The organism is Arthrobacter sp. MOO21 (genome assembly GCF_057369995.2).
On record NZ_CM170671.2, the window covers coordinates 486483 to 509719 of the forward strand.

At 67.6% G+C, this 23237-nt stretch carries 22 protein-coding genes; 8 read left to right on the top strand and 14 right to left on the bottom strand.

Features of this window, described 5'->3' with window-relative positions:
- Positions 1-54: 54 nt before the first annotated feature.
- Positions 55-828, top strand: coding sequence for a DeoR/GlpR family DNA-binding transcription regulator (locus tag AC2JAJ_RS02160; protein ID WP_473693384.1), 774 nt, complete (start codon positions 55-57; stop codon positions 826-828).
- Positions 829-857: 29 nt separating this feature from the next.
- On the opposite strand, the gene AC2JAJ_RS02165 is transcribed toward AC2JAJ_RS02160, so the two are convergent.
- Together AC2JAJ_RS02165 and AC2JAJ_RS02170 are read right to left on the bottom strand one after the other, a co-directional pair.
- On the bottom strand, positions 858-1748 hold the full coding sequence (locus tag AC2JAJ_RS02165) for an SDR family oxidoreductase (RefSeq protein WP_486414453.1): 891 nt from the start codon (positions 1746-1748) through the stop codon (positions 858-860).
- Positions 1745-2194, bottom strand: a complete 450-nt coding sequence (locus AC2JAJ_RS02170) for a nuclear transport factor 2 family protein (protein ID WP_473693388.1) — start codon at positions 2192-2194, stop codon at positions 1745-1747. Before AC2JAJ_RS02170 ends, AC2JAJ_RS02165 begins: the two co-directional genes overlap by 4 nt.
- 98 nt (positions 2195-2292) lie before the next feature.
- Here AC2JAJ_RS02170 and AC2JAJ_RS02175 point away from each other — a divergent pair, with 98 nt between their 5' ends.
- Both AC2JAJ_RS02175 and AC2JAJ_RS02180 read left to right on the top strand, forming a co-directional pair.
- On the top strand, positions 2293-2955 hold the full coding sequence (locus AC2JAJ_RS02175) for a TetR/AcrR family transcriptional regulator (RefSeq protein WP_486414452.1): 663 nt from the start codon (positions 2293-2295) through the stop codon (positions 2953-2955).
- 86 nt (positions 2956-3041) lie between these two features.
- On the top strand, positions 3042-3344 hold the full coding sequence (locus AC2JAJ_RS02180; RefSeq protein WP_486414451.1) for a YciI-like protein: 303 nt from the start codon (positions 3042-3044) through the stop codon (positions 3342-3344).
- Between the two features lie 31 nt (positions 3345-3375).
- Here AC2JAJ_RS02180 and AC2JAJ_RS02185 read toward each other — a convergent pair whose 3' ends face one another.
- From AC2JAJ_RS02185 to AC2JAJ_RS02225, 9 genes are all read right to left on the bottom strand, one after another.
- On the bottom strand, positions 3376-3855 hold the full coding sequence (locus AC2JAJ_RS02185) for a nucleoside deaminase (RefSeq protein WP_486414450.1): 480 nt from the start codon (positions 3853-3855) through the stop codon (positions 3376-3378).
- 88 nt (positions 3856-3943) lie between these two features.
- The gene (locus tag AC2JAJ_RS02190; RefSeq protein ID WP_486414449.1) at positions 3944-5758 is read right to left on the bottom strand and encodes an FAD-dependent oxidoreductase; all 1815 of its coding nucleotides are present in this window, start codon (positions 5756-5758) and stop codon (positions 3944-3946) included.
- Between the two features lie 12 nt (positions 5759-5770).
- Positions 5771-6610, bottom strand: a complete 840-nt coding sequence (locus tag AC2JAJ_RS02195) for an aldo/keto reductase (protein WP_486414448.1) — start codon at positions 6608-6610, stop codon at positions 5771-5773.
- A complete protein-coding gene (locus AC2JAJ_RS02200) occupies positions 6607-7476 on the bottom strand; it encodes a TIM barrel protein (protein ID WP_501053330.1) in 870 nt (289 codons plus the stop codon). Before AC2JAJ_RS02200 ends, AC2JAJ_RS02195 begins: the two co-directional genes overlap by 4 nt.
- Positions 7473-9539 carry an FAD-dependent oxidoreductase gene (locus AC2JAJ_RS02205; protein WP_501053331.1) on the bottom strand — a complete coding sequence of 689 codons (2067 nt, stop codon included), beginning with the start codon at positions 9537-9539 and terminating at the stop codon, positions 7473-7475. The genes AC2JAJ_RS02200 and AC2JAJ_RS02205 overlap by 4 nt, the downstream gene beginning before the upstream one ends.
- A 9-nt stretch (positions 9540-9548) precedes the next feature.
- Positions 9549-10673: a Gfo/Idh/MocA family protein gene (locus tag AC2JAJ_RS02210; RefSeq protein ID WP_486414445.1), complete on the bottom strand. Its 1125-nt coding sequence runs from the start codon at positions 10671-10673 to the stop codon at positions 9549-9551.
- Entirely contained in the window at positions 10670-11608 is a 939-nt protein-coding gene (locus AC2JAJ_RS02215; RefSeq protein ID WP_501053471.1) for a shikimate dehydrogenase, read from the bottom strand. The genes AC2JAJ_RS02210 and AC2JAJ_RS02215 overlap by 4 nt, the downstream gene beginning before the upstream one ends.
- A gap of 4 nt (positions 11609-11612) precedes the next feature.
- The gene (locus tag AC2JAJ_RS02220) at positions 11613-12989 is read right to left on the bottom strand and encodes an MFS transporter (protein WP_501053332.1); all 1377 of its coding nucleotides are present in this window, start codon (positions 12987-12989) and stop codon (positions 11613-11615) included.
- Between the two features lie 157 nt (positions 12990-13146).
- Entirely contained in the window at positions 13147-14049 is a 903-nt protein-coding gene (locus tag AC2JAJ_RS02225; RefSeq protein WP_501053333.1) for a LysR substrate-binding domain-containing protein, read from the bottom strand.
- A gap of 144 nt (positions 14050-14193) precedes the next feature.
- On the opposite strand from AC2JAJ_RS02225, the gene AC2JAJ_RS02230 reads away from it, so the two are divergent.
- From AC2JAJ_RS02230 to AC2JAJ_RS02250, 5 genes are all read left to right on the top strand, one after another.
- Positions 14194-15090: a LysR family transcriptional regulator gene (locus tag AC2JAJ_RS02230; protein ID WP_486414442.1), complete on the top strand. Its 897-nt coding sequence runs from the start codon at positions 14194-14196 to the stop codon at positions 15088-15090.
- A gap of 176 nt (positions 15091-15266) precedes the next feature.
- Positions 15267-15557, top strand: coding sequence for a YciI family protein (locus AC2JAJ_RS02235; protein ID WP_486414441.1), 291 nt, complete (start codon positions 15267-15269; stop codon positions 15555-15557).
- A 6-nt stretch (positions 15558-15563) separates the two neighbouring features.
- Positions 15564-16646 (top strand): alcohol dehydrogenase catalytic domain-containing protein, encoded by a 1083-nt coding sequence (locus AC2JAJ_RS02240; RefSeq protein ID WP_486414440.1) that lies wholly within the window; start codon positions 15564-15566, stop codon positions 16644-16646.
- Positions 16643-18343: an FAD-dependent oxidoreductase gene (locus AC2JAJ_RS02245; RefSeq protein WP_501053334.1), complete on the top strand. Its 1701-nt coding sequence runs from the start codon at positions 16643-16645 to the stop codon at positions 18341-18343. The genes AC2JAJ_RS02240 and AC2JAJ_RS02245 overlap by 4 nt, the downstream gene beginning before the upstream one ends.
- Positions 18340-19104 carry an SDR family NAD(P)-dependent oxidoreductase gene (locus AC2JAJ_RS02250; RefSeq protein WP_486414438.1) on the top strand — a complete coding sequence of 255 codons (765 nt, stop codon included), beginning with the start codon at positions 18340-18342 and terminating at the stop codon, positions 19102-19104. Before AC2JAJ_RS02245 ends, AC2JAJ_RS02250 begins: the two co-directional genes overlap by 4 nt.
- On the opposite strand, the gene AC2JAJ_RS02255 is transcribed toward AC2JAJ_RS02250, so the two are convergent.
- The 3 genes from AC2JAJ_RS02255 to AC2JAJ_RS02265 form a co-directional block, all read right to left on the bottom strand.
- Complete coding sequence (locus AC2JAJ_RS02255) at positions 19101-20069, bottom strand: IS481 family transposase (RefSeq protein WP_486414408.1); 969 nt, start codon at positions 20067-20069, stop codon at positions 19101-19103. The two genes, AC2JAJ_RS02250 and AC2JAJ_RS02255, sit on opposite strands and share 4 nt — an antisense overlap.
- 147 nt (positions 20070-20216) lie before the next feature.
- Positions 20217-21470 carry a M20 family metallo-hydrolase gene (locus AC2JAJ_RS02260; RefSeq protein WP_486414437.1) on the bottom strand — a complete coding sequence of 418 codons (1254 nt, stop codon included), beginning with the start codon at positions 21468-21470 and terminating at the stop codon, positions 20217-20219.
- Positions 21467-23161: an amidohydrolase gene (locus tag AC2JAJ_RS02265; RefSeq protein ID WP_486414436.1), complete on the bottom strand. Its 1695-nt coding sequence runs from the start codon at positions 23159-23161 to the stop codon at positions 21467-21469. The genes AC2JAJ_RS02260 and AC2JAJ_RS02265 overlap by 4 nt, the downstream gene beginning before the upstream one ends.
- Between the last annotated feature and the right edge of the window lie 76 nt (positions 23162-23237).

Consider the following 23237-nt stretch of genomic DNA (forward strand, 5'->3'; position numbering starts at 1 on the left):
GGAACTAGCATGGGTAGCACTGCCACCGCCATGCCCACGGGAAGGAGACCCGGAATGCTCAGCGCAAACGCGCGGCGCGAGGAGATCTACCACCTTGCCGTGACCACCGGCCTGGCCTCCGTGGAGGAACTCTCGGCCCGGTTCGAGGTGACCGCCTCCACCATCCGCCGCGACCTAGCCCTGCTGAATTCGCAAGGGAAGCTTGCCCGGACCTACGGCGGGGCCATGGCCCTGGGCGCGCACCCGGAGGCGTCGCTGCGGCAGCGCACCGGCGAGGCGTTCGAGCAGAAGCACGCTATCGCCCGGTGGGCCGCGGCGGTGATCCAGCCCGGGGAGAACATCCTGCTCGACGCCGGCTCCACCGCAGGTGCCCTGGCGCACGAGCTGCGCGGGTTCGACCGGTTGTCCGTGACGACGCCGGGTCTCAACACGCTGCAGGAGCTCGCCGATTCGGAGGGCATCGAGGTGGACTGCCTGGGCGGCCGGCTCCGCGGCGTTTCGCAGAGTTTCGTGGGCCCGCTGGCCGAAGCGGCGCTGGAGCGGATGAGCTTCGACCGGGTGTTCCTGGGCGCCGACGCCGTCACCGCCGAGGACGGCATCTGCGAAGCCGACCACGCCCAGACCCGGCTCAAGGAGCTCATGGCCAGGCGCGGGCGTTTGGTTTATGTTTTGGCGGACTCCTCCAAGCTGGGGCTCCGGCCGTTCCACGCGTGGGCGCGCCTGGCGCTGCCCTGGACCCTGGTGACGGACGACGGCGCCGACCCCGCCCAGGTGCAGAAGTTCCGCGACGCGGGGGTACAGGTTGAGGTGGCGGCCGTCAGCGGGTAAGTCGCCTCGCGTCGCGCTTTTGGTTGTCCCTACACCGGCGATCCAGGAGCGCCGGATGCCTCAAGGACCTGCTGCAGCCCGGTGATGGGGATGTCCGGAAAATCGGCGCGCCCGGGCCCAAAGTCGAAGGCTCCCGCCCCGGACTCTTGCCATACCCCGGCACCCGCCACCCTAGCTAAGAACGGCGAGAACGGCCTGGCAGCCACGGAGAGCAGCCTCAAGGCGGCAGGCGGGATCCGTTGCACTGAGCCATGTCCCGCCCTGGCCAGCACAGCCTCCGCCAGCTGGTTGCCGGTGAGCGTCTGCGAGCCCCATTCGATGATGCGGTTCCGCAGTGCCGGGTCGCGGACGGCGCGGAGCACCACGGCGGCCGCATCCTGGACCGACGTAAAAGTCACCGGGGCGGATCCGGAGCCAAATACCGGCACCTTGACCTTTGCCCCGAAGGCAGCCGTCAAGTCCTCGAGCCGCTGTTCCAGAAGCGCTCCCATCCGTATGACGGTCCAGTCCATGCCGGATGAGCGGACTGCTTCCTCAGCCGCGGCCTTGCAGCGCAGGTAGTCGATCGGCCCGTCGGGCGCGGCCCCATGCATGGACATCATTATCAGGTGCTGTACTCCGCCGGCTGCCGCCGCACGGACCAGCCGGATGGCGCCGTCGCGGTCCACCTCGCGCGGGCCGGAGTCCTTGAGTCCGAACCCCGAGGCCGCGAACACCACCGCAGTGCAGCCTTCCACCGCTCTCCGGCAGTCCGATTCGGACCCGAGGTCCCCGCGGAAAAGTTCGACGCCGGCGCCTACCGCCGTGGCGAAGGGCTGGGAACTGCCGCGGGCCATGATGCGGACCCGGTGGCCGGACTGCACCAGCAGGGGAACCGCGGCGCGGCCAAGGCGGCCCGTGCCGCCGACGACAAGGATCATGACCGTGCACCCCCGGCTGCCCCTTGGACCGCCTGGCTGACGGCTTGATTTACGTCGCCGGAATCCTGGTCCAGGGGTTCAAGGTAGAACTGCGCGGCTGCGATTTTGTCGTCGCGGACGGTGAGGATGGACACCCCGGCGGCGCGCTGCACGGATCCGTCCGGCCGGGTGCCCCGGTTGCTCCATTCCATCCAAACTTTGCCGTCCGGACCCGTTGCCGCGTCGTGGACGGTGAGGGCGAGGTCCGGCAGTCCGGCGAACAGTGCCGTCCAGTTCTTCCGGACCTGGGCGGACCCGGTGAAGCTGCGGGCCGGGTGCACAGGGGTGGTGTTCCGGTAGTCCTCGGCGAACTCGGACACCATGGCCTCAAGGTCATGGCGGTTGGCCGCGGCCAGCATGCGCCGGACCGGGCCTTCGGGGACGCGCTCGATTCCTGAAGCGTCCATGATCTGCTCCTTTGTTTCCGTCGCGGGAGGCGGAGAGGCTGGTACGCCGAATTTGATACAGTTAGCTGTATTCAACTGATACAAGGAGTTTAAGCCCGATGGGACCGGCGGTCAACGGCACCCAACCTCGCCCCCGCAGCTACGACTCGCGGCGACGGCAGGAGGCGGCCGAGGAGTCCAGGAAGCGGGTGCTCGCCCAAGCGCGGGCGCTGTTCCTGGCCAACGGCTACGGCCGGACCACCATCGCCGCCATTGCGCACGCGGCAGCTGTCTCCAAAGAGCTGGTGTACAAGGCGTTCGGCGGCAAGCCCGGGCTCGTGCGGGCCATTTACGAGCAGAGCCTGCTTGGAGCCGGGGGCACCCCCGCGGAGGAGCGGTCGGACCGCGCTCAGGACATGGTCACGGACCCCCGCGAACTCATGGAGCAGTTCGGCCGGTTCATTTCCGAGGTCAGCCCACTGGGCTCGCCCATCTACCTCCTCATCAGGGACGCAGCGGCGGGCGGGGACCATGAAATGGCCGCCCTCCTGCGCGACGTGGACGCCGAACGGTATAAACGAATGCTGCACAATGCGCGCCACGTGCTCGGGCGGGGATTCCTGCGGCCAGGTCTAACGCCGGAGGAGGTGGCCGACGTCTTCTTCATGAGCACCTCTGCCGAACTCTACGAGACCCTCGTCCTCAAGCGCGGCTGGAGCGCCGACCGCTTCGGGCGCTTCACGGCCCGGACAATGGCCGCCCACCTCCTGCCGGAGGGCTGACCAGGCAGGGGGAAAGGACGACGGCACCGGCCCTGGGTAGGCTATTTCTACAACGTACGAAACCCCTGAAAGATATGGAGTCACCCATGCACGCCGTGCTCGAATACACCTACGAGGACAACTACCTTGAAACCCGAGAACAATACCGCGCAGACCACCTCCGGGCGGGGTGGGACGCAGTCGAACGCGGCGAACTCCTGCTGGGTGGGGCCGCCGGCGAAGGACCCTTCAAAGGGCTGCTGATCTTCACCGGTGAGAACCCGTTGGAGGCCGCCAAAGCTTTCGCAGCCGCCGATCCCTACGTCGTCAACGGCGTCGTCACCTCATGGACGGCCAGCCCCTGGACCACGGTGCTCGGAAAAGAAGCGGCCACGCCGGTCCGCCCCTAGGCATTAGGCCCCGCACAAGGCAGGACGGGAATTACTCGGCGATGTCCTCAGCCCACAGGCTGGGACTGTCCGCCTGGAATGAGCGCATCATGTCCACGCAACGCTGGTCATCCACCACCACGACGTCAACCCCACGTGACCGCAACAGGTCCAGCTCGCCGTCGAACGTGCGCGCCTCCCCCACCACCACGCGGGGAATCTTGAACTGGATGATGGTTCCGGCGCACATGGCACACGGGGCGAGCGTCGTGTAAAGCGTGGTGTCCCGGTAGCTCTTCTGCCGTCCGGCTGCCCGGAGCGCGGACATCTCCCCATGTGCGATCGGGTCGCCGTTCTGGACGCGTTCGTTGTGCCCGCTCGCAATCACAACGCCGTCCCGGGCAAGCGCGGCGCCGATGGGAATGCCGCCTTCGGCCGCGCTCTGCTGCGCGGCCTGGTAGGCGGCTTCGAATGCGGGGACGTCGGCACGGTCCAATTCCGGCGCGGCGGACTCAGGCTTCTCGTGGGTCATGGCGCCATTCTTGCACGCGGCCTTGCCGGGGGTCCCGACCTGGCGGGATCTCCGGCATAGCCGGGGACGTGCCGCCGAAGACCTCAGGTCATGGCGCCTGCTGAGCAGGCCCGCCCGAGGAAGTGGAGGAAGCCGGCACCTGTTCTGCCGCGGACGCGCCGTCGTCCTCGTAGTGGGTGGCACGGGCAAGGTCACGTCCGGCGATGTAGCCAAACGTCAGCGCAGGCCCGAGGTTGATTCCGCCGGCCGGGTAGTGCCCGCCCATGACTGATGCCTGGTCATTGCCGGCCGCGTAGAGGCCCTGGATGGGACGTCCGGAAGTATCCAGGACGCGCGCCCGCGCGTCCGCCGCGAGTCCCGCAAAGGTGCCGAAGGATCCCGGAACGATTTTCACAGCGTAGAACGGGCCCTTTTCCAGGGGACGCAGTGAGGGGTTGGGGGTGTTCCTGGGGTCACCGCCGTATTTGTTGAACTCGGTGGCGCCGCGGTTGAAGTCGGGGTCCACGCCCCTGCGTGCGTTCTCGTTGAAGTCCGCAATGGTCTTGGCCAGGCCCTCGGGGTCGATTCCGCAGGCCGCGGCGAGTTCTTCGATCGTGTTTCCCTTCTTCAGGTATCCGCTGCGCAGGTACGGGAAGAGAGGCACCGGCAACGGCTTGGCCATCCCCAGGGGGTACTTGCGCACGAATTCGGCGTCGGCGATCTGCCATGCTTCCGCGGCTTCACCCTCAGGGGTGGCAGCCAGCAGGCCTTCCACGTAGTCGTAGTAGCCGTTGGCTTCATTGACGAAGCGCTTGCCGTCCCGCCGCACTCCGATGCTGCCCGGCTTTGCCCGGTCCATGATGTGCGGGAAGGTGCCGGTGCGTCCGTTCCGGTACGGGACCAGCGAAACCGGGCACCACGCGGCCGGGGACGCCAGCTCGGTCTCGAAGCGGGCACCCACCTGCTGGGCCATGGTAATACCGTCCCCCGTGGTTTCCCTGGGCGCCAAGGTCCAGTGCTCCCGGCCGGTTGGGGTCTTGGGAAAGAGGGCTTTGCGCCGTGCGATGTCATGGGGAAAGCCCCCCGTGGCCAGGACGACGCCGCGGGAAGCGGAGATGCGGAGTTCGCCTTGCGGGGAGCTTACGACGGCGCCCGTCACCTTCCCGGAATCATCGGTCAGCAGGTGCCGGGCCGGGGTGGAGACGAGGATGTCCACGCCCAGGTCGTCTGCCGATTTGAGCAGCCGGCCCGTCAGCGCGGTGCCGTTGACCAGCTGCATGTTGCGGCGGTGGGCAAGGAGGTCCAGGAGGTGGAGCCCCACCCGCCAGCCGGCGTGGAAGATCCCCCGGATGTCCCCCTGGGAGGCGGACAGGAACTTGGTCAGGTCCGGTCCCGCCATAATGCCCATGCCAAGGAATGAGGTTTCGTAGAGCTGGTGGCGCATCCTGGCCCGGAGCGCAGGCTTGATGCGGCGTGCGTTGATCGGCTTCGGAGCCACGGAACGGTGTCCGGTGCCGGCGCCCGGGGTGTCGCCGTAAATGTCCTTGATCTTGGCTCCGGGCACGAACTGCAGGCTCGTCTTGTTGTGGAAGAAACCCACCATATGGGGCGCTGCTTCGAGGAACGCGTCCACCCGGTCTTCCCCGTAGTGCCGGCCGAGCCGGTGGCGGAGGTACGTGCGGAAAAGGTCGCGGTCTTCATTGATGCCTGCGGCTTTGGCAAGCGGGTTTCCGGGCGTCCAGGCCCAGCCGCCGGACCAGGACGTGGCGCCGCCGCAGACGGCGGCTTTCTCGACGACAACAACTTTCAGTCCGTGGTAGGCGGCCGTCACGGCGGCAGACAGGCCGCCCGCTCCGGAACCAATCACCAGGACGTCGCAGTCCAGGTCCGAGAAGCGGGCGGGAGTTTGTGAAGGGGACATCATGCCAAAGCTTTCTTAGTGGAAGTAGGTGTCTGAGTCGAGACGCGGTGGTGCACCGGTTTCGAGTGCGTCTATGGCAGCGAGCTGCGGTTGGGTCAAGGTGAAACTGAAGACGTCCAGGTTTTCGCGCTGGCGTTCCTGATGTGCCGACTTGGGGATGGCCACGCGGCCGTGCTGGACATGCCACCGCAGGACGATCTGGGCCGGCGTTTTTCCAAGCTCCCTGGCCGGGCCGCTGATGGCGGGGTTGCCGAGGAAGCTGCCGTTGCGGCCCAGCGGGCTGTAGGCAGCGGTCAGGATCCCCTGCCCGGCGTGCCAGCGAAGCTGCGCCGGTTGGCCGTGTTCGGGGTCGACCTGTATCTGGTTCACAGGGACCCGCAGCCCTGCGGCCTGCACGCGCTGCAGGTGGACCGGCTTGAAGTTGGAGACGCCCCACGCACGGATGCACCCGGCATCCATCAGCTGCTGGAGTCCCTCGCACGCTTCCACGAACCGTCCCTGGGCGGGGTTGGGCCAGTGAACCAGGAACAGGTCAAGGTATTCCGTGCCGAGCCGCCGGGTTGCCTCCACGAAAGCTTCCCGGACGCCGGGCCGGCTGTGCCAGCGGGCGTTGAACTTGCTGGTGAGGAACAGTTCGCCTCGGTCGATTCCGCTGCGGCGGATACCTTCTCCCACTGCCGCCTCATTGGCGTAGTTTTCGGCGGTGTCGATGTGCCGGTAGCCGGTGGTGATGGCCTGGGCCACCGCGGCAGCAGCATCCTCCCCCATCATCGGCCAGGTCCCCAGACCGATGAGCGGGATCTTCACACCCGGCACCAACTCGGTGGCCATTCCGCCGGCGACGGTGGTGCTCATTGCACACCCGTCCTGGTGGGCATCCTTGATTCCCGCAAGGCGTCGGCCCTCGCGAGCACAGCATCCACGCCGGCCTTGAGCCGCCGTGCCCAGCCGGGCTCGCCCAGTTCAGCTACGCCCCGGTCCGACGGCGTCTCCGCACTTACCGGAAGGCCGTCCGGAAGGGCGGCCACCACCTCCGCAAGCCCGAATCCGCCCTCGCCGGGGACCTCCCGCTCCGACCGGGATTCGGTGATGAGAGCGTCACGGCTGGCCGGCCGGGCTCTCGGGCCGTCGCACAATTGCAGCAACGGCACAAGGGCTGCGTGGGCGCGCAGCGCATCCCACTGCCCGACGCCGCCTGCACCGGCGAAGCGGTTGAAATGCAGGGTATCCACCACGATGTTGCAGCCGGCCCTGCCGGCGAGATCCGCTGACTGGGCAATGGACGCAACCGGCTGGTACGAGATGGCTTCCAGGGTGGGGATGATGCCGAAATCGCGGCCGTCCTCGGTCATTGACCACAGCGTGTTGAGCAGCCTGCCGCTGTCGGGATCCCCTCCCGCAACAGTGATGGAGCTGGCGCCCAGTGCTTGGCCGGCTTCCATCATCCGCAGCCAGTCGTCCCGCTGGTCGCTGCCGTCCAGCAGCAGGAATTCGATGTCCCGTACGGTAACGCCGGTGTCCTGCATGCGCGCCAGGGTCTCTTTCAGCATCGGCGATCCCGGCTGCAGGTCAAAAGGCCGTTCCGTGGGTGTCACCGGACGGACCCGTACACCCACGAAATCGAACCCGGCCTGGGCGGCGATGCCCACGAGGTCCGGCGGGGCTGTGGTCAGCAGTGAGAGCTGGGCCAGGCCGATGGGCCGGGGCGGGTTGTGCGTCATTGGAGTGCTCCGTCCAAGATGGGTTTCGTAGTGCCAAGAGAGTCAGGGGACAGCCGGGCCGCGATCCGTTGTGCTGCGTCGTAGCCGCTCTTGACCGCGTTGGATGCGATCGCCGGTGATTGGTCCACGACAGTTCCGGCCAGGGTCACCGGCACTCCGGCCATAAGGCTCAGTTCCGCGTCGCGGGCCCCGGCCGCGATGGAGCCGTCCAGCGGAACCACGGAGCGCGAGACCAGGAGCGGTCCCGGGGCGTCCAGCCATTCTCCGGCCGGCGGGCAGTCCGGCCCGGACACCCGGACCCGTGTTCCGTCGTACTCCTCGATGACGGAGTCCAGCCGGATACGGACCCGGGGGTTGGCCTGGAGCCGGGGAACGGCCAGGATCTTGGCCCTGCGGCCGGATTCCGGAGCGATGGCCTCCTGCGGCCCGAGCAACAGGACCGCTGTTCCCCTGTCGGCCAAGGTATCGGCGACGCTCATGGCAACGGAATCAGCGCCCCAGATTGTCACGGACTCCGGCATGACGGCGCCCTCCGCTGGCTCGTCGAGCACTTCCGGGTGGCCGGCCAGCCAGTCCCGGATGTCCAGGACGTCCGCTGAGCCTGCCCCAGGGAAGCCGGCGCCGGGGCGGAGACCACCGGTAGCGAGTACGACGGCGTCTGCCGCAGTTTCGCGGACGAAGGCATCCAGGCGGGCGGTATCCACGCGCGACCCAAGCTGAAGGTCGATGCCCAGCCGGGCGTTTTCTGCCGCGGACCATTCCGTGAAGCGGTGGAAGTCGGGGGTGGACTTCATCCGCTCCGCCAGGGCGAACTGGCCGCCCGGCCGCCCGCCGTCGTCGAACACGGTCACTTTCGCCCCTGCTTCGGCGAGCTCCCGGGCAGCGGTCAGGCCGGCGGGGCCGGCGCCCACAACCGCCACGCGGCTCCCCTCGCGGACGGCCGGGGTCGGGACCGGGATGCGGGAGCGGCCCACGGCAGGGTTGACGGTGCAGGTCACCTGGCCGAGGCCCAGGTTGTCGATGCAGACGTTGCAGGCGATGCAGGGACGGTAGCGCCCACCGTGGAGGACGCCGCCCACGAAGGCCGGATCCGCGTGGACGGCGCGGGCAAGGCTCACAAAGTCGCACGTCCCCGCGGCGAGGACTTCTTCGATGATGTCCGGCGAGTTGAGGCGGCCGGCCATCCCCAGCGGGATGCCGAACCGGCGGTAGGCCTTGGCGTAGCCGGCGAGGACGCCGGGCTTCCATTCACCGGACTGGACGATCCACTCACCCGCTTCGTAGCTGCCGGCCGAGATGTCCAGGAAGTCGAGCTTGTCCAGGTGGGCCTTGGCCATGATGGCCACCTGCTCTTCGGCGGAGATACCGTTGGCGGGGCCTTCCAGCACGGAAACCCGCATTCCCACGACGGTGTCCGGAACTGCAGCCCGGACCGCGTCGATGACCCTGTTCATGAAGTACTCGGGGGCGCCGAACCGGTCCTTCCGGTGGTTGGAGACCGGTGACATGAACTGGTGGATCAGGTAGCCGTGGGCGCCGTGGAGGTTGATGACGTCGAAGCCGGCCAGCACCGCGCGCCGGGCAGCCTGCGCGTAGGCTTCGACGAGCCCATCGCACTCCTCGCTGGTGAGCTCGTGCGGGACTTCGCCGCCTGCCACCTCGCACGGCACGGGCGACGGCGCCACATTCTTGAACCCCGACACGGCGGCCTGCGCGGTGCGGCCACCATGGTTGAGTTCGACGGCGGCCAGCGCGCCTTCCTTGTGCAGCGCGTCCGTGAGTTTCCGCAGGCCCGGGATCATGCTGTCACTGTGCAGGCCCAACTGGTGGGTGCGGCCCTTGCCGTCGGCACGGACGTAGGTAGCTTCGGTGGTGACCATGCCCAGGCCGGCTTTGGCCCGGGTCACGAGGTAGTCGATGTACTGCTCGGTGATGCGCCCGTCAGTGGTGCCGTAGTTCCGTTCCATGGGGGCGGAGGCAAGCCGGTTGCGGAGGGTCTTGGGAGTGCGGCCGTTGCGCCCCAGGGTCAGGGGGGCGGCGGCGTAGCGCGTGTTCTGTTCCATTGCTCTTCCTTAGCCCGCAACCTGCGTGAGGGGGCGTGTTGTGCCGGGCAGCGGGGCGAAGCGGACGGGGATGCCTGTCCGGGACGATTCGTAGACCGCCAGCAGGATCCGCAGCGCCTTGGTGGCATCCCGGCCGGTGATGGCCGGTTCACCGCCTTCGCGGAGGGCCCGGACGAAGTCGCGGACCTGGGCGGTGTGGTGCGGGATGAGCTGGCCGTTGATGGTGGCCAGGGGGACATTGGGTTCAGCGCCCTCGGGGTGGGCCGGTTCGGTGCGGACCCTTCCGGATACCGCCCACAGGTCCACGCGTCCGTCGCTGCCTTCGGGGAATTCGGTCAATGACGCGGAGGCACCTGTCTCCCCTGTGATCCGGACCTGTGCCCCGAGACTTGGGGACACCGCCGTCGACGCTTCAAGCGTGGCCATGGCACCCGAGGTGAAGGTGATGACGGCCGTCGCCGAATCCTCCACTTCGATGTGGTCGCCGTGTTTGTAGGTGTTGATCCTGCCGTATACCTCGGCCACATCTCCCATGAACCACTGTAGCAGGTCGATGTAGTGGATGGCCTGCGTCATCAGGACCCCGCCGCCGTCGTTCGCCCAGGTTCCGCGCCAGGCGTCCCGGGAGTAGTACTCCGGGTCGCGGTGCAGCATCACCGAGCACTGCCCCAGGATGGGACGGCCTACGGTCCCGTCGTCAATGGCGGCGCGGATGCGCTGGGCTGCCGGCCAGAACCGCCGCTGGAAGAGGACGCCCAGCTTGACTCCCGCCTGGTCGCAGGCTTGCACCATGCGCTCGGCGGACGCCAGTTCGACGGCGATCGGCTTCTCGCAGAGCACGTGCACTCCCGCTGCGGCCGCCTGCAGCACCACCTCCTCGTGGGTGGGGTGGGGCGTGCAGACGGAAACGATGTCCAGGTCCAGTGCCAGGAGTGCATCCAGGGTGCTGAGGGCATGGGGAATGCCCCACTCCCGCGCCGTGGCCTGGGCACGGCCGTGGTCGACGTCGCATACGCCAACGATCTCGAGGCCATCGAGGGAACGGAATGCAGCCAGGTGGTTGTGCGAGATCGCTCCGCATCCTGCGATTCCAACGCGCAGCGGGCGGGCGGTGACGGGTGAGGGGGTGGTCATCGACGAATGCCATCTTTCTGTTCGGAGTGGGATGCGGATGCTGCCCGGCGGAAAGTGGCCAGCATGTGGTCCGGGTCCGCGGGGATGCGCGTGAAAAGTTCGAATGCCGCGGCGGCCTGCCCCACCACCATCCGTCCGCCATCCAGGACCGCGCACCCCTTCTCCCGCGCGGCCATGATCAGCGCGGTCTCGAGCGGCCGGTAGATGACGTCCGCCACCCAAAGTCCCGGGTGCAGCAGGCTGGGATCCACCGGGATCCCGGGATGGCCAGTCATGCCGATGGGCGTTGTGTTAACCAGGCCGTCGGCGGTGCGGATGTTTCCGGCGATGGAATCGGTGCGGGCAGCCACCACCTCGCTGTGGGGAAAGTGGGGGGCCAGCCGGGCGGCAAGGCTTTCTGCCCTGGCCGGTTCGATGTCCGCTATGACCAGGTGGCCGGCGCCGGCGTCGAGGAGGGCGTAGGCCACGGCCGCCCCGGCTCCACCGGCACCGACCTGCACGACGGAGTTGAGGTGCGCCGAGGGGAGCCCGGCGCGAAGGCCGCCGATGAAGCCGGTGTGGTCGGTATTGTGGCCGACGGCCCTCCCGCCATGGAAGGTGATGGTGTTGACCGCGCCGAGGATGCGGGCATCGGGCGAGAGCTCGTCCAGCCCTTCCTGCACCAGCTGCTTGCTCGGGTGCGTGACGTTGAGCCCGTCGTATCCGAGTTCTGCTGCGCTCCTGACCAGCTCTGCGGACCTTCCGGAGTGCCCGCCCAGGGCTTCCAGGTCGATGATGCGGTAGGTGTACGCCAGGCCCAGCCTGTCCGCTTCCGCTTCATGCAGGCCGGGGGTGAGGGAGCCGGCGATGCCGGCGCCGAGCAGACCCACGACGAATCGGTGGTGGACATCGGGCTTACGCGGCTGGAGCAACTGCGGACCTGCAAGGGTTTGCAGCATTTCAGGCCTGTACCTTGTCTGCTGCTACCTTGTCTGCGGCCGGGGCCGAGGGGGCGTGGAGCCGGGAGCCGGCCTTCTTCAGCCCCAGCAGCGCTGTTGGAGTCCTGGCTGTCTCGGGTGCCGTAAGCGCAGCGATGGCCGAGACGGCGCAGGCTGCTGCGGCGAAGATGGCGACTGGACCCCAGTTTGCCTTGTCGCCGCCGATCAGCAGCTCGGAAATCACCGGGGCGAAGCCGGCCAGGAGCAGGCCGAACATCAGGCTGACGGCCATTCCGGAGTAGCGGACCTTCACCGGGAACTGCTCCGGAAAGTATGCGGGGTAGATGGCGTTGGTTGCCGTGTAGGCAAGGCCGATCAGGACGATTCCGGTGAGGAAGATCAGGGGTACGTTCGCCGTTGCCAACGCCGCGAAGAACACGAAGATCATGCCCATCTGCAGCACCAGTCCGGACAGGAAGACCGGTTTGCGCCCGATGCGGTCGGCGAGGATTCCTGCCAGGGGGCCCATGGCTACTGCGGCCAGGTTGGCCACTGCGATCACGGTCAGCATCAGCCCCTTTTCCACCCCGACGACGGAGGTTGCGTAGCTGAGGGCGAAGACGTTGATGATGGTGTTGATGATGGTGAAGAGCGACATTGCGGTGACGCGGAGGACAGTTACCCAGTGGTGCCGGAAGAGCGTGACCAGCGGTACTTTGACCACTTCATCGTGGGCCTGGACTTCCTGGAACACCGCGGGCTCTTCGAGGAGCCTGCGGAGCACGAAGGCGATGATGGTGACCACGGCGCTGGCAAGGAAGGGGATGCGCCAGCCCCAGGCCAGAAGCTGCTCCTCGGGCATGGAGGCCACGGGAATGAAGACCAAGGTGGAGAGCACGATGCCGAACATGATCCCGCTCATCGTCCAGCTGGTGTAGAAAGCCCGTTTCCTGTCGGGGGCGTGCTCGAGGGTCAGGGAGCTCGAACCCGGCGATTCGCCGCCGGCGGAGAGCCCTTGGAGGAGCCTCAGCGCCACGATGAGGATCGGCGCAGCCATGCCGATCTGGTTGTACGTGGGCAGGCAGCCGATCAGGAAGGTGGACGTTCCCATCAGCAGCAGGGTGAGCAGGAGTACCTTCTTGCGGCCAAACTTGTCGCCCAGATGTCCGCAGATCACGGCGCCAAGCGGGCGGGCTACGTACGCGACGCCCACCGTGGCGAAGGACAACAGCATGGCGGACGGGCCGGGCGCGAAAAAGAGCTTTCCGAAGATGAGGGCTGCGGCCGAGCCGAAAATGAAGAAGTCGTAGTACTCAAGCGCGCTGCCGACGAATCCCGAGACGGCCGCGATCCTGGCATTGTTCTTTGGGCGTGCTGGCACCGATGTCGACACTGACATGGTCTTCCCTTCGTGGACTGGAACGGTTGTGCAGGCAGGGCCTGCGCTGCAACCGGGCGCCGCATCGGGCGGCTTCTCCATCCAGTGTGGCCGCGGCCACTTAGTAAGTCCACGACTAAATTGATCTAGCACTATGCTGCGATTGATCTATATTCCGTCAGGCTGTGATGGGCGGGAAGACCTCCTCGACGACATCGAGCACGGCTTTCAGCACGGCCGAGTCATTGTCGGCGGACCAGGCAATGGCGTGGTTCATGTAGTGATGCGGAGCGTCCAGCGGCACATAGGTTGCGCCGGAAGGAATGATGCCTGAGATCCCGCTGCTCATCAGGGTGACTCCGACCCCGGCGGCCACGAACGTCAGCACCATGTAGGGATCCGACAACTCCTGGACGATGCGGGGCCGGAACCCCGCCGCCATGCAGGACGCCAGCAGCACTTCCGTCATGGAGGACGAGCCGTCCGTGGGCGGCGAAATGAAGTCGTCGCCCGACAGGCTCTGCAACTGTATCGACTTCTCCCGGGCCAACTGATGGTCCAGGGGAAGCACCGCACCGATTTCTTCCCGGGCAACAAGCCGGGCCACTACTGACGGATCCGGGGATTCGGCAACGCCGACGAAGGCCAGGTCAAGGGTTCCGTTGGCAACGCTTGCCAGGCCGTCCCTGGTGCGCACCCTGCTGGTGAGGTCCAGTTCAATGTCGGGGTGGCGCCGCCGCACGGCGCGCGTGAGCGGCGGCAGGGTCAAATGGTTCACGGCCCCGGAGAATCCGATCAGGATCTTTCCCCGGATACCCTCATCTTCAGCCAGTGCGGCCTCGCGCGCCAGGCGCATGTCCTGGAGCACGCGGTAGGCCCGCGGAAGGAGGGCGTGGCCGGCCGGCGTGAGCGCGACGCTCCTGGTGTTCCGCTCGAATAGGCGGGTGCCCAGGTCGTTCTCGAGCTTCCGGATTGTCTGGCTCAGCGGGGACTGAGAGGTATGGAGGCGGAGGGCTGCGCGGCCGAAGTGGAGTTCCTCGGCAACAGCGACGAAGGCTTCAAGCCACCGGATTTCGGTCATTTACGCGCCCCTTGCTGGCAGCCTGCCTGTGGCTGGCCACCCGGATCCATGGGAATGCTTCAAGTGCACTGGGATTATAGTAACGGGGCAACTAGGTTGAATCAGCGCTCAATCGGGCCAGGACCTCGGCCCACCGGGAGGCACATGGAACTGCGGCAGATTGAGGCATTCCTGGCGGTCGCCGAAGAGCTTCACTTCGGCCGGGCGGCCAGCCGCCTGCGCATGGCACAGTCACCGCTGAGCCAGACCATCAAGAAGCTGGAAAAGAGCCTGGGTGCGGAGCTGTTCGAGCGCAATACCCGGGCCGTTTCGCTGACCACGGCAGGACTGTCGTTCCTGCCCCACGCCCGGAAGATCCTCGAGGAGCTGGACCTCGCCCGGCGGGCCGCAAGCGCTGACACGGGGACGGTTTACGGCCGCCTGGCCATCGGGTTCTCAGGCGCGCTCAACCACACCACGTTACCGCCGCTGACCCGCGCCCTGCGCCAGCGCTACCCCGGACTGGACCTCACCCTCAGCGGCGGACTGCTGACGCAGGACGCCCTGGGCCATCTGCACAATGGCTCGATGGATCTGGCCTTCATCGGCCTGCCGGTGGACGCGCCGGCCCTTGCCACCCGGCGCATCGCGGTGGAGCCGCTGGGCGCCACCGTCCCGGTGGACCACCCGCTGGCCGGGCGGTCCACCATCGCGTTGCATGAACTGGCCGCGGACGGCTTCGTCACCATGCCCCAGGCCCAGGGGTCCACCCTCCGGGAGGCCATCTTTTCCGCCTGCACCGCTGCAGGGTTCCGCACGCGCGTGGCGCAGGAAGTGTCGGATCCCTATACCGCCCTCTCCCTGGTGGCCGGCGGCGTGGGGGTAAGCCTCATGCCCCAGTCGGTGGCCGGGATCATGCCCGGCGGCACGGTGTTCATTCCGCTCTCAGGCAATGCGCCGCGGCTGGAATCCGGCATTGCCTGGAATCCAGTCCTCATCTCCCCTGCTTTAGAGCTGGCGCTGCACGTGGCGGAAGAAGTCCTTCCCACGCCCTCAGCCTAAAGCCCGGGCGGGGCCTAGGAACTCTTCTCACACGGGGCCCTCGACTATGCAATTCCTACACATAGTCATTGACCGAATAAGTATTGGACTTGTCTCAATCGGGTCAGCACCATGGAATCACCCGGACCGGCCCGACAAGCCGGCACACTTCCCGACTCAATGAAGAGGAACTTTCCATGGCCACTTTCGCCGTCACCTACTCCTACGCGAACGGGACCGCCGCCGCCCGCGACACGCACCGTCCCAGCCACGTGGAGTTCCTCCAAACGCAGTTCGACGGCGGCCGGCTGCTCAAGAGCGGCCCCTTCGGCCCGGAGGAGGCGCCTGGCGCGCTGTTGGTCATTGAAGGTGAGTCCAAGGCCGATGTTGAGGCCCTAATGGACCAAGACCCGTTCTTCCGGAACAACCTGGTCGAAGAACGCAGCATCCGGCAGTGGAACATCTTCTTCGGCGCGGACGGGAAGTAGGGAAAGATGCTGACCGCACGCACCATCGCCAAGGAAACCATCAGCTACGAGGAAGTGGCCGAACCCTCCCTGGAGGCAGGCCATGCCTTGGTCCGGGTCCACCACGTCGCCCTCTGCGGGACGGACCTGCACATCTGGGAGGACGACTACCCCACCGAGCTGCCCATCGTGCAGGGCCACGAATTCTCCGGCGTCGTGGAGGCCATCGGGGACAACGGCGCCAACATCAGCGTCGGCGACCGGGTGGCCGTCAGCCCCGTGACGTACTGCGGGCAATGCCAGCCGTGCAGGCTGGGCCGGCCCAACGTCTGCCGCAGCATCGGCTGCATCGGCTGCTATTCCGACGGCGCCCTGGTGGAACTGGTCAGCATCCCCGCGGAAAAGCTGTGCCCTGTTCCCGACGGGCTGCCGCTGGAGATCGCCGCGATGGGGGAACCGGCGTCGATCGCCATGCAGGCTGTGAACCGCGGCCGGGCAACTGCCGGGGAAACTGCGCTGGTGCTGGGCAGCGGACCCATCGGACTCCTTGCCACCCTGTACCTGGCCGATCTGGGAGTGCAGGTCATTGCCGCCGATACGGAACCGGACCGTTTGGAGCTCGCCACTGCCTTCGGTGCGGCCGACACCCTCCTGGTGGATCCCGCAAGACCTTTTCCCGACGCCGGGCAAAGCGCGCGGCTGGATGCCCTGACGGACGGCAACGGCCCTATCCTGGTCATCGAGGCCACAGGCGTGCCGTCCTCGTTCGAAAACGCCATCCGGTTCGTGGCCAGCGCCGGCCGCATTGTCCAGGTGGGCATCTCGCCGCGCTCTGTCACGCTTTCCATGAAAGACATCCCCTTCAAGGAACTCGACATCATGGGCAGCCGCAACAGCCTGAACCTGATTCCCGACGGTTTGGCACTGCTGGCCCGGCACCCCGGCCAGGCGCGGGCGCTCATGACGCACCGCTTTGGCTTCAGGGAGCTGCCGGAGGCCTATGCGCTGATGGGCAACCGTACCGAAAAGGTGGGCAAGATCGTCATCGACATGCCTGCTTCGCAGGCTGCCGGAGCGGCTGCCAATGCCCGGGAAGCGGTCACGGCATGAACTCCGTGACCACTCCCGTGGAGAATCTGGCCGGCTCCTACGACGTAGTGGTGGCTGGCAGCGGTGCAGCGGGCCTGGTCGCAGCGGTACGCGCCGCCGACGCCGGCCTTTCCGTCCTGGTGGTCGAAAAGGCCCCGCAACTGGGCGGCACCACGGCAGCCGGCGGCGGCGTGATGTGGGCACCGAACAACCATCTGGCCCGGAAGGCGGGGTTCACTGACAGCCATTCCGGCGCCGTCGCCTACCTCACCGAGGCGGGCCGGAACGTGCTGACGGATGCGGAAATCGAATGGTACGTCAGCACGGCCCCGCGCGCCGTCGAATATTTCAACAACAACACCAGGGTGTCCATGACGCCGATCGCCCGGCCGGACTACCACATGGAGTGGGCGGGCGCCACTGATGGTGGCAGGGGCCTGGACAATGATGCCTTCGATCCCGCGGACTATCCCGGCATGGCGGAGCTGATCCGCCCGTCCTCGTACTTTCCGCTGCTGACCATGACCGAACGGGATGAACTGAACGGCCGGGCAGCTGATCCCGCGCTCCTGGCGCGCCGGGCCGCGGCCGGCGTGCGGACCATGGGCGGGGCGTTGGTGGGCCGGCTGCTCGCGAGCGCTTTGGACCGCGGCGTGCACATCGCCGTGTCGGCACCGCTCCAGGACCTGCTCCCGCTGGGCAACGGGCCCGACGGCGGGCGCGGCAACGGCTGGAAGGTGGCCATCGGCGCGGGCGGAGGCAGCCGGACAGTGGAAGCGGCCGCCGTCGTCCTTGCCTCCGGCGGCTTCGAATGGAACCCGCGGCTGCGGAAGGCATTCCTGCCTTTCCCCGTTACCCCCATCAGCGCGCCCTCCAACGAGGGCGACGGGCTGGAACTGGGCCTCAAGGCTGGCGCCGCCGTGGCGGACATGACCGCGGTGTGGGGCGTGCCGGTCATCAGCACGCCGGCGCACCGGTACGACGGCGTCCAGTCCGGACGGATGGGCAACGTGGAAATGACGCTGCCCGGGTCCATCACGGTCAACGCCGCAGGGAAGCGCTTCGTCAACGAGGCCCTGAACTACCATGACGCCTCCCGGGTGTTCGCGTCCATCGACCCGCACTCCCTGGGCCAGCAGAACAACCCGGCCTGGCTCGTCTTCGACTCCACCTACATGGCGAAGTACCCGGTGGCCGGCTCCACCCCCGGGAAACCTGCGGACTGGATGGTGCAGGCGGACACGCTCCGGGACCTGGCGGGAACGACCGGCATTGATCCGGCCGGTCTGGAGCAGACTGTGGCCAGGTTCAACACCGATGCAGCTGCCGGCGTTGATACCGAGTTCCACCGCGGCTCCACCCCGCAGGACCGCTTCCTGGGCGACGCCGGAGTGGCGCCCAATCCCTGCCTGGCGCCGCTCGAGAAGGGACCGTTCTTTGCGGTACCGGTTTCGGCCGGGACCCTGGGCACCTCCGGCGGCCTGGACACCGACCTCAACGGACGCGTCCTGAACCGCCACGGCCAGCCGATCCCCCGGCTCTACGCCGCTGGCAACGTATCGGCGAGCGTGTTCCGCAACAACTACCCCGGCGGCGGGGCGACCCTCGGCTCGGCGATCACCCGGGCCTTCGCCGTCGGCGAGCACCTGGCTCAGGTCCTTGCACCGCTCGCGGGCGTTGCCGCGTGCAGTCCCGCCATGAACGGGGAGCTCCGATGACCCTTGGAAATGAAACGGCCCAGCCCTCACCGGTTTGGCCCGGCCGCTTCCGTGGCCGGGTGATCCTGGTGACCGGGGCCGCCGGAGGCCTGGGGTCGGCAGCAAGCGAGCGCCTCCGCGCCGAGGGGGCAACAGTGGTCAACACCGATGCTCTCGGCACGGGCAACGGGGAGGCCCCCGCAACGTCACTCCACCTGGACGTCACGCAGCGGCAGGAGTGGGATGCCGTACTGGCCGAGGTGCTGGGGCAGCACGGCCGGATCGACGGTGCGCTCTTTGCCCACGGGGTCCAGGGGCCTGAAACCGCGGTGCAGGACATGCCGTTTGCGGGATGGTCACGGACGTTCGCCATCAACCTGGACGGGTGTTTCCACGGCCTTGCCGCACTGCTTCCCGTCATGCGCCGCGCCGGCTACGGCCGCATCGCCGTGCTCGCTTCCATCGCCGCGCGTGAGGGCAACGCCAACATGGCTGCGTACTCGGCATCGAAGGCAGCCGTGGTGGCACTGGTGAAGACGGCCGCCAAGGAGGCCGCGCCGGACGGGGTGACGGTGAACTCGGTGGCGCCGTCGATGTTCCGGACACGGCTCCTGGAGGACCTTTCCGCGGAGCGCAACGCAGAGCTTTTGGCCCGGGTGCCGATGGGCCGGGTGGGCGAACCGGCGGAGTTTGCCTCACTTGCTGCCTGGCTGCTGTCTCCGGAGGCGAGCTACACCACGGGGCAGGTGCTGGACCTCAGCGGCGGGCGGAACACCGCCTAGGTGTATTGACCTGAGAGGTTGGTGACGCGGCTGGCCGGTGGCTGACCGTTGAGTGAGGTGTGGCCTCGATGATGATTGTAATGATGGAGCCAGTCGGCGAAAGCGGCAACACGCTCGGCCTCTGAGGCGTAGGGACGGGCGTAGGCCCATTCGTCGAGCATGGTGCGGTTGTAGCGCTCGACTTTGCCGTTTGTCTGAGGCCTGTAGGGTCGGGTGCGTTTGTGCTTGATGTCCGGGCCCAGAGCGTCTTTGAATGCGTAGGAGCGGTAGCAGGATCCGTTATCGGTCAGGACCCGTTTGACAGTGATCCCGTGGGACTCGAAGTAGGCATTGGCGCGTTCCCAGAATCCGGCCGCAGTGTCCTTTTTCTCATCGGTCAGGATCTCCGTGTAGGCGAGCCTGGAGTGATCATCGACGGCGTTGTGCAAGAAGGCGTGACCCGGTCTCCGGTTTGCCGCGGTACCGGTCTTGTTCCGGTTTCCGGCGGCCCTGCCGACACTGCGGTGTCCGCCGCCGTCAGGGATCCGTCCAAGTTTCTTGATGTCGACGTGGACCAGGTCCCCGGGGCTGTGGTGCTCGTACCGGCGAATCACCCGGCCCGTGGCCCGGTCCATCCACGCCAGCCTCGCCAGCCCAAACCGGGACAGCACCCGGTGCACCGTGGAGGGGTGAATGCCCAGCAGATAGCCGATCCGTGCCGGGCCCCAGCGCCGGTTGACCCTGATCGCGACGATCCGCCGCTCCCGCCGCGTGGAGGTCCGACGCGGGGAGTTGATGGGCCGGCTGGAACGATCACCCATCCCGTGCTCCCCGTGCTCCCGGTAACGGGCCGCCCACCGCGCTGCGGTCGTCACCGACACCTGGAACCGCTCAGCAGCACGGCGCAGCGGCCACCCGTCATCAACGATGCACCGGGCCAGCCGGAGCCGTCCCTTCGGCGTCAGAAGCGCGTTAGCATGGGACATTGAAGACCTCCTTGTGGACCGGACTCTTAGACAAGCCCCACTCCACTTGGAGGTCTTCTTTTTGTCACCTAACCACGCCGCATGTTCCTAACCTCCGTGGTCAATACACCTAGGCGTCGGAAGGCGGCCCGGCCCCCGCCCGGCCCGCTAGTCCTCTTCCAACTCGCCCCGGACAAGGCGACGCGTGACGTCGGTGAGGAGCTCGACGCCCCGCAGCGCGTCGTCGTCGTGCGTGTACTCAGCCTCGTTGTGCGAGATGCCTTCCACGCTGGGCACGAAGAGCATCACGGTGGGAACCACGTCTTTCATGTTGGTCGAATCGTGCCCGGCCACGGTCATCACGTCCGCGTGGGTGTAGCCAAGGCTCTCCGCGCTGGCCCTGCCCAAGGCTGCCCCCCGGGGCTGGTAGGACACCACCCCCCAGTTGTGCGTCAGGTCCAGGCGGATGTCCGTGCGGGAGTCCATCCCGGCGTCGATGATCCTCTTGCCCAGCCGCTCCATGGCCAGGCCCAGCACGGACTCGTCCGGGGAGCGCAGGTCCAGGTTCATCAGCACCTGCCGGGCGATGGTGACCGGCGAGTTCGGCAGGACATACAGCTCGGAGACCGAGGTGTGCAGCAGCCCGGGCTCGAATTCGGCAGCCAGTTCACGCGCGGCGGCGATCACCAGCGCGGCCCCGAAGAGGGCGTCACGGCGGTCCTCCATGCGGGTGGCGCCCGTGTGCGACTGCGCTCCGTCCACGGTCACCCGGTACTTGCTGGCGGCCCAGGTGCTGTCCACGATCCCCACCTGGGTCCCGCTCTCCTCCAGGTTCCGGCCCTGCTCAATATGGATTTCGGCGTAGCGGGCAACCTGGGCGAGGACGGGGGCGTTCCCGTCCGGGGCAGCGTGTCCTGCGGCAAGGGCCTGGGCAACGGTTGTCCCCGCGGGATCGGCGGTGGCGAGGGCGTCCTCGAGCCGCAGTTTCCCGGTGAACACGCCGCTTCCCATCATGCTGGGCGCGAAGCGGCTGCCTTCCTCGTTGAACCAGTTCACGACGGCCAGGTTGTAGGTGGGCTGCAGCTTTCCGGCCCGTGCTTCCGCCGCGACGCGGGCGCCGGCGTGCGCCGCGGCGAGCACTCCGTAGGCTCCGTCGTACCGGCCGGCCAGCGGCTGGGAGTCCAGGTGCGAGCCGACCAGCACGTAGGGGGCGCCCGGGACAAGTTCCACCAGACCGAACTGGTTGCCTGCCTCGTCCACGGCTTCGGTGTAGCCGTGCCCGGCCAGCCATTGGCTGAACCACGCCCTGGTGGCATGGTCGTCCGGTGTGCCGGCCTGCCGCTCCACGCCGCCGCCGGGGGTGGCGCCAAAGCCCGACATCGTGGCGAAGTCGGCGAGGAACTGGTCGTTGGTGGTGCTCATGGGGTTTCCTTCCCTGTCAGTGCTGCCTCAAGGTCTGCCACGCGGGCCGGGGCTGGCAGATTTTCGGCGCCGAAACGGATGTTCCCGCCCACCATGGTGGCCAGCACGCGGGTGGCGGAGATGTTGGAGGGGTCGACGGCGGTAGGGTCCTGGTCGAGGAACACCAGGTCCGCCAGGTACCCCGGCGCCAGGCGCCCCTTGATGTGCCCGGTTCCCGTCGCGGCGGCCGATCCGGTGGTGTACGCGGCCAGCGCCTCCGCTGCGGTGATCCTTTCGTCCGGCCCGTAGACCTCGCCCGACGGCGTCAGCCGCTCCACGAAGGACTGCATGACGTCCAGTGGCCGGCCGTTGGAGACCGGGCGGTCCGAGCTTCCGGGCAGCGTGACGCCGCGATCCAGCAGGCTCTTGCCGGGATAGGACCAGGCGGTCCGTTTGGGGCCCAGAAGGCGGGCCATGCCGTCCCCGAATTCCGTGATGAAGTGCGGCTGCGGGACCAGCACGATGCCGGCATTGGCGATCCGGTCCAGCTGGTCGGGGCGGACCACCCCGCCGTGCTCGATCCGGTTGGGCTGTGAATTGAGCCCGTACTTTTCCTGCGCCTCGGTGATGATGTCGATCGCGTGGTCAATGGCGTGGTCGCCGATCGCGTGCATCGCGATCGCCCAGCCTGCCCGGTACGCGCCCAGGGCTGATTCGCGCAGCTGGTCCGGGTCCATCTGCAGGTAGCCGTGGTTGTGGGTGCAGCCTGCGTATTCCTCGGTCATGTAGGCCGTACTGCCCAGGAGCGAGCCGTCGCTGAAGATCTTCACCGGGCCCAGCCGCAGCCAGTCGTCCCCCAGTCCGGTGCGGATTCCGGCGTCCAGGCTCCTGGACGCCGGGTCGTCGGCATGGCCCGGCACATCGTGGAGGGCATCCATGACCAGCATCGGCTGCATCCTGACGCTGAGCAGCCCCTTGTCGCGGGCGTTCAGGTAGGCCGCGAACTCGCGGGGAGAATAGCCGATCCAGCCGCCGGCGATGCCCGCATCCGTGACGCTGGTGATCCCTTCGGAGAGGTAGTGCGACGTCGCGAGGTCCAGCGCGCGCTCAATGGTCTCCAGCGGATAGGGAAGCAGGAGGTCCTGCACCAGCCGCATGGCATTCTCCTCCAGCAGCCCTGTCGGCCGGCCCTTTTCGTCCACCACCACGGCGCCGCCGTCGATCGGGGCTGTGAGATCGGCGCGGGCGGCGACGAGCTCCAGCGCCGCACCGTTGAGCGTGCAGGCGTGGCCCGATGAGTGCTTGATCCACACCGGGCGCCCCCCGGCGGCCGCATCCAGCCGGTCACGGTCGGGCTGCCGGCCGCCGAGCAGCAGCGGGCTGTAGCCGGACGCAATGACCCATTCGTCGGGGGCCTTCCCGGCTGCGGCCTCGGCGATGATCCGGTACACCTCGTCCAGGCTTGCCGCTGCCCCCGCGTTAGCCTCCATGAGCCCGAGGCCGAACCACACGCTGTGCGCGTGGACGTCGTTGAAACCGGGGACAATCGTGGTCCCGGCCGCATCGATGGTCAGGGCGGCATGGCTGGCAAGGTCGGCGTCGGGATCGACGTCGAAAATCTTGCCGTCGTGGATGAGCAGGCTGGTCGCCGCAGGGCGGGAGGCATCCTGGGTCAGGATGTGGGCGTTGCGAATCAGGAGATCGACGGGCATGAATCCTCTTTGGTATGGCCCCCTCAACCGTGCGGAAGGGTTCGGGTCTGGGGCCGGGAAGTGGGGCTGCGGTCCA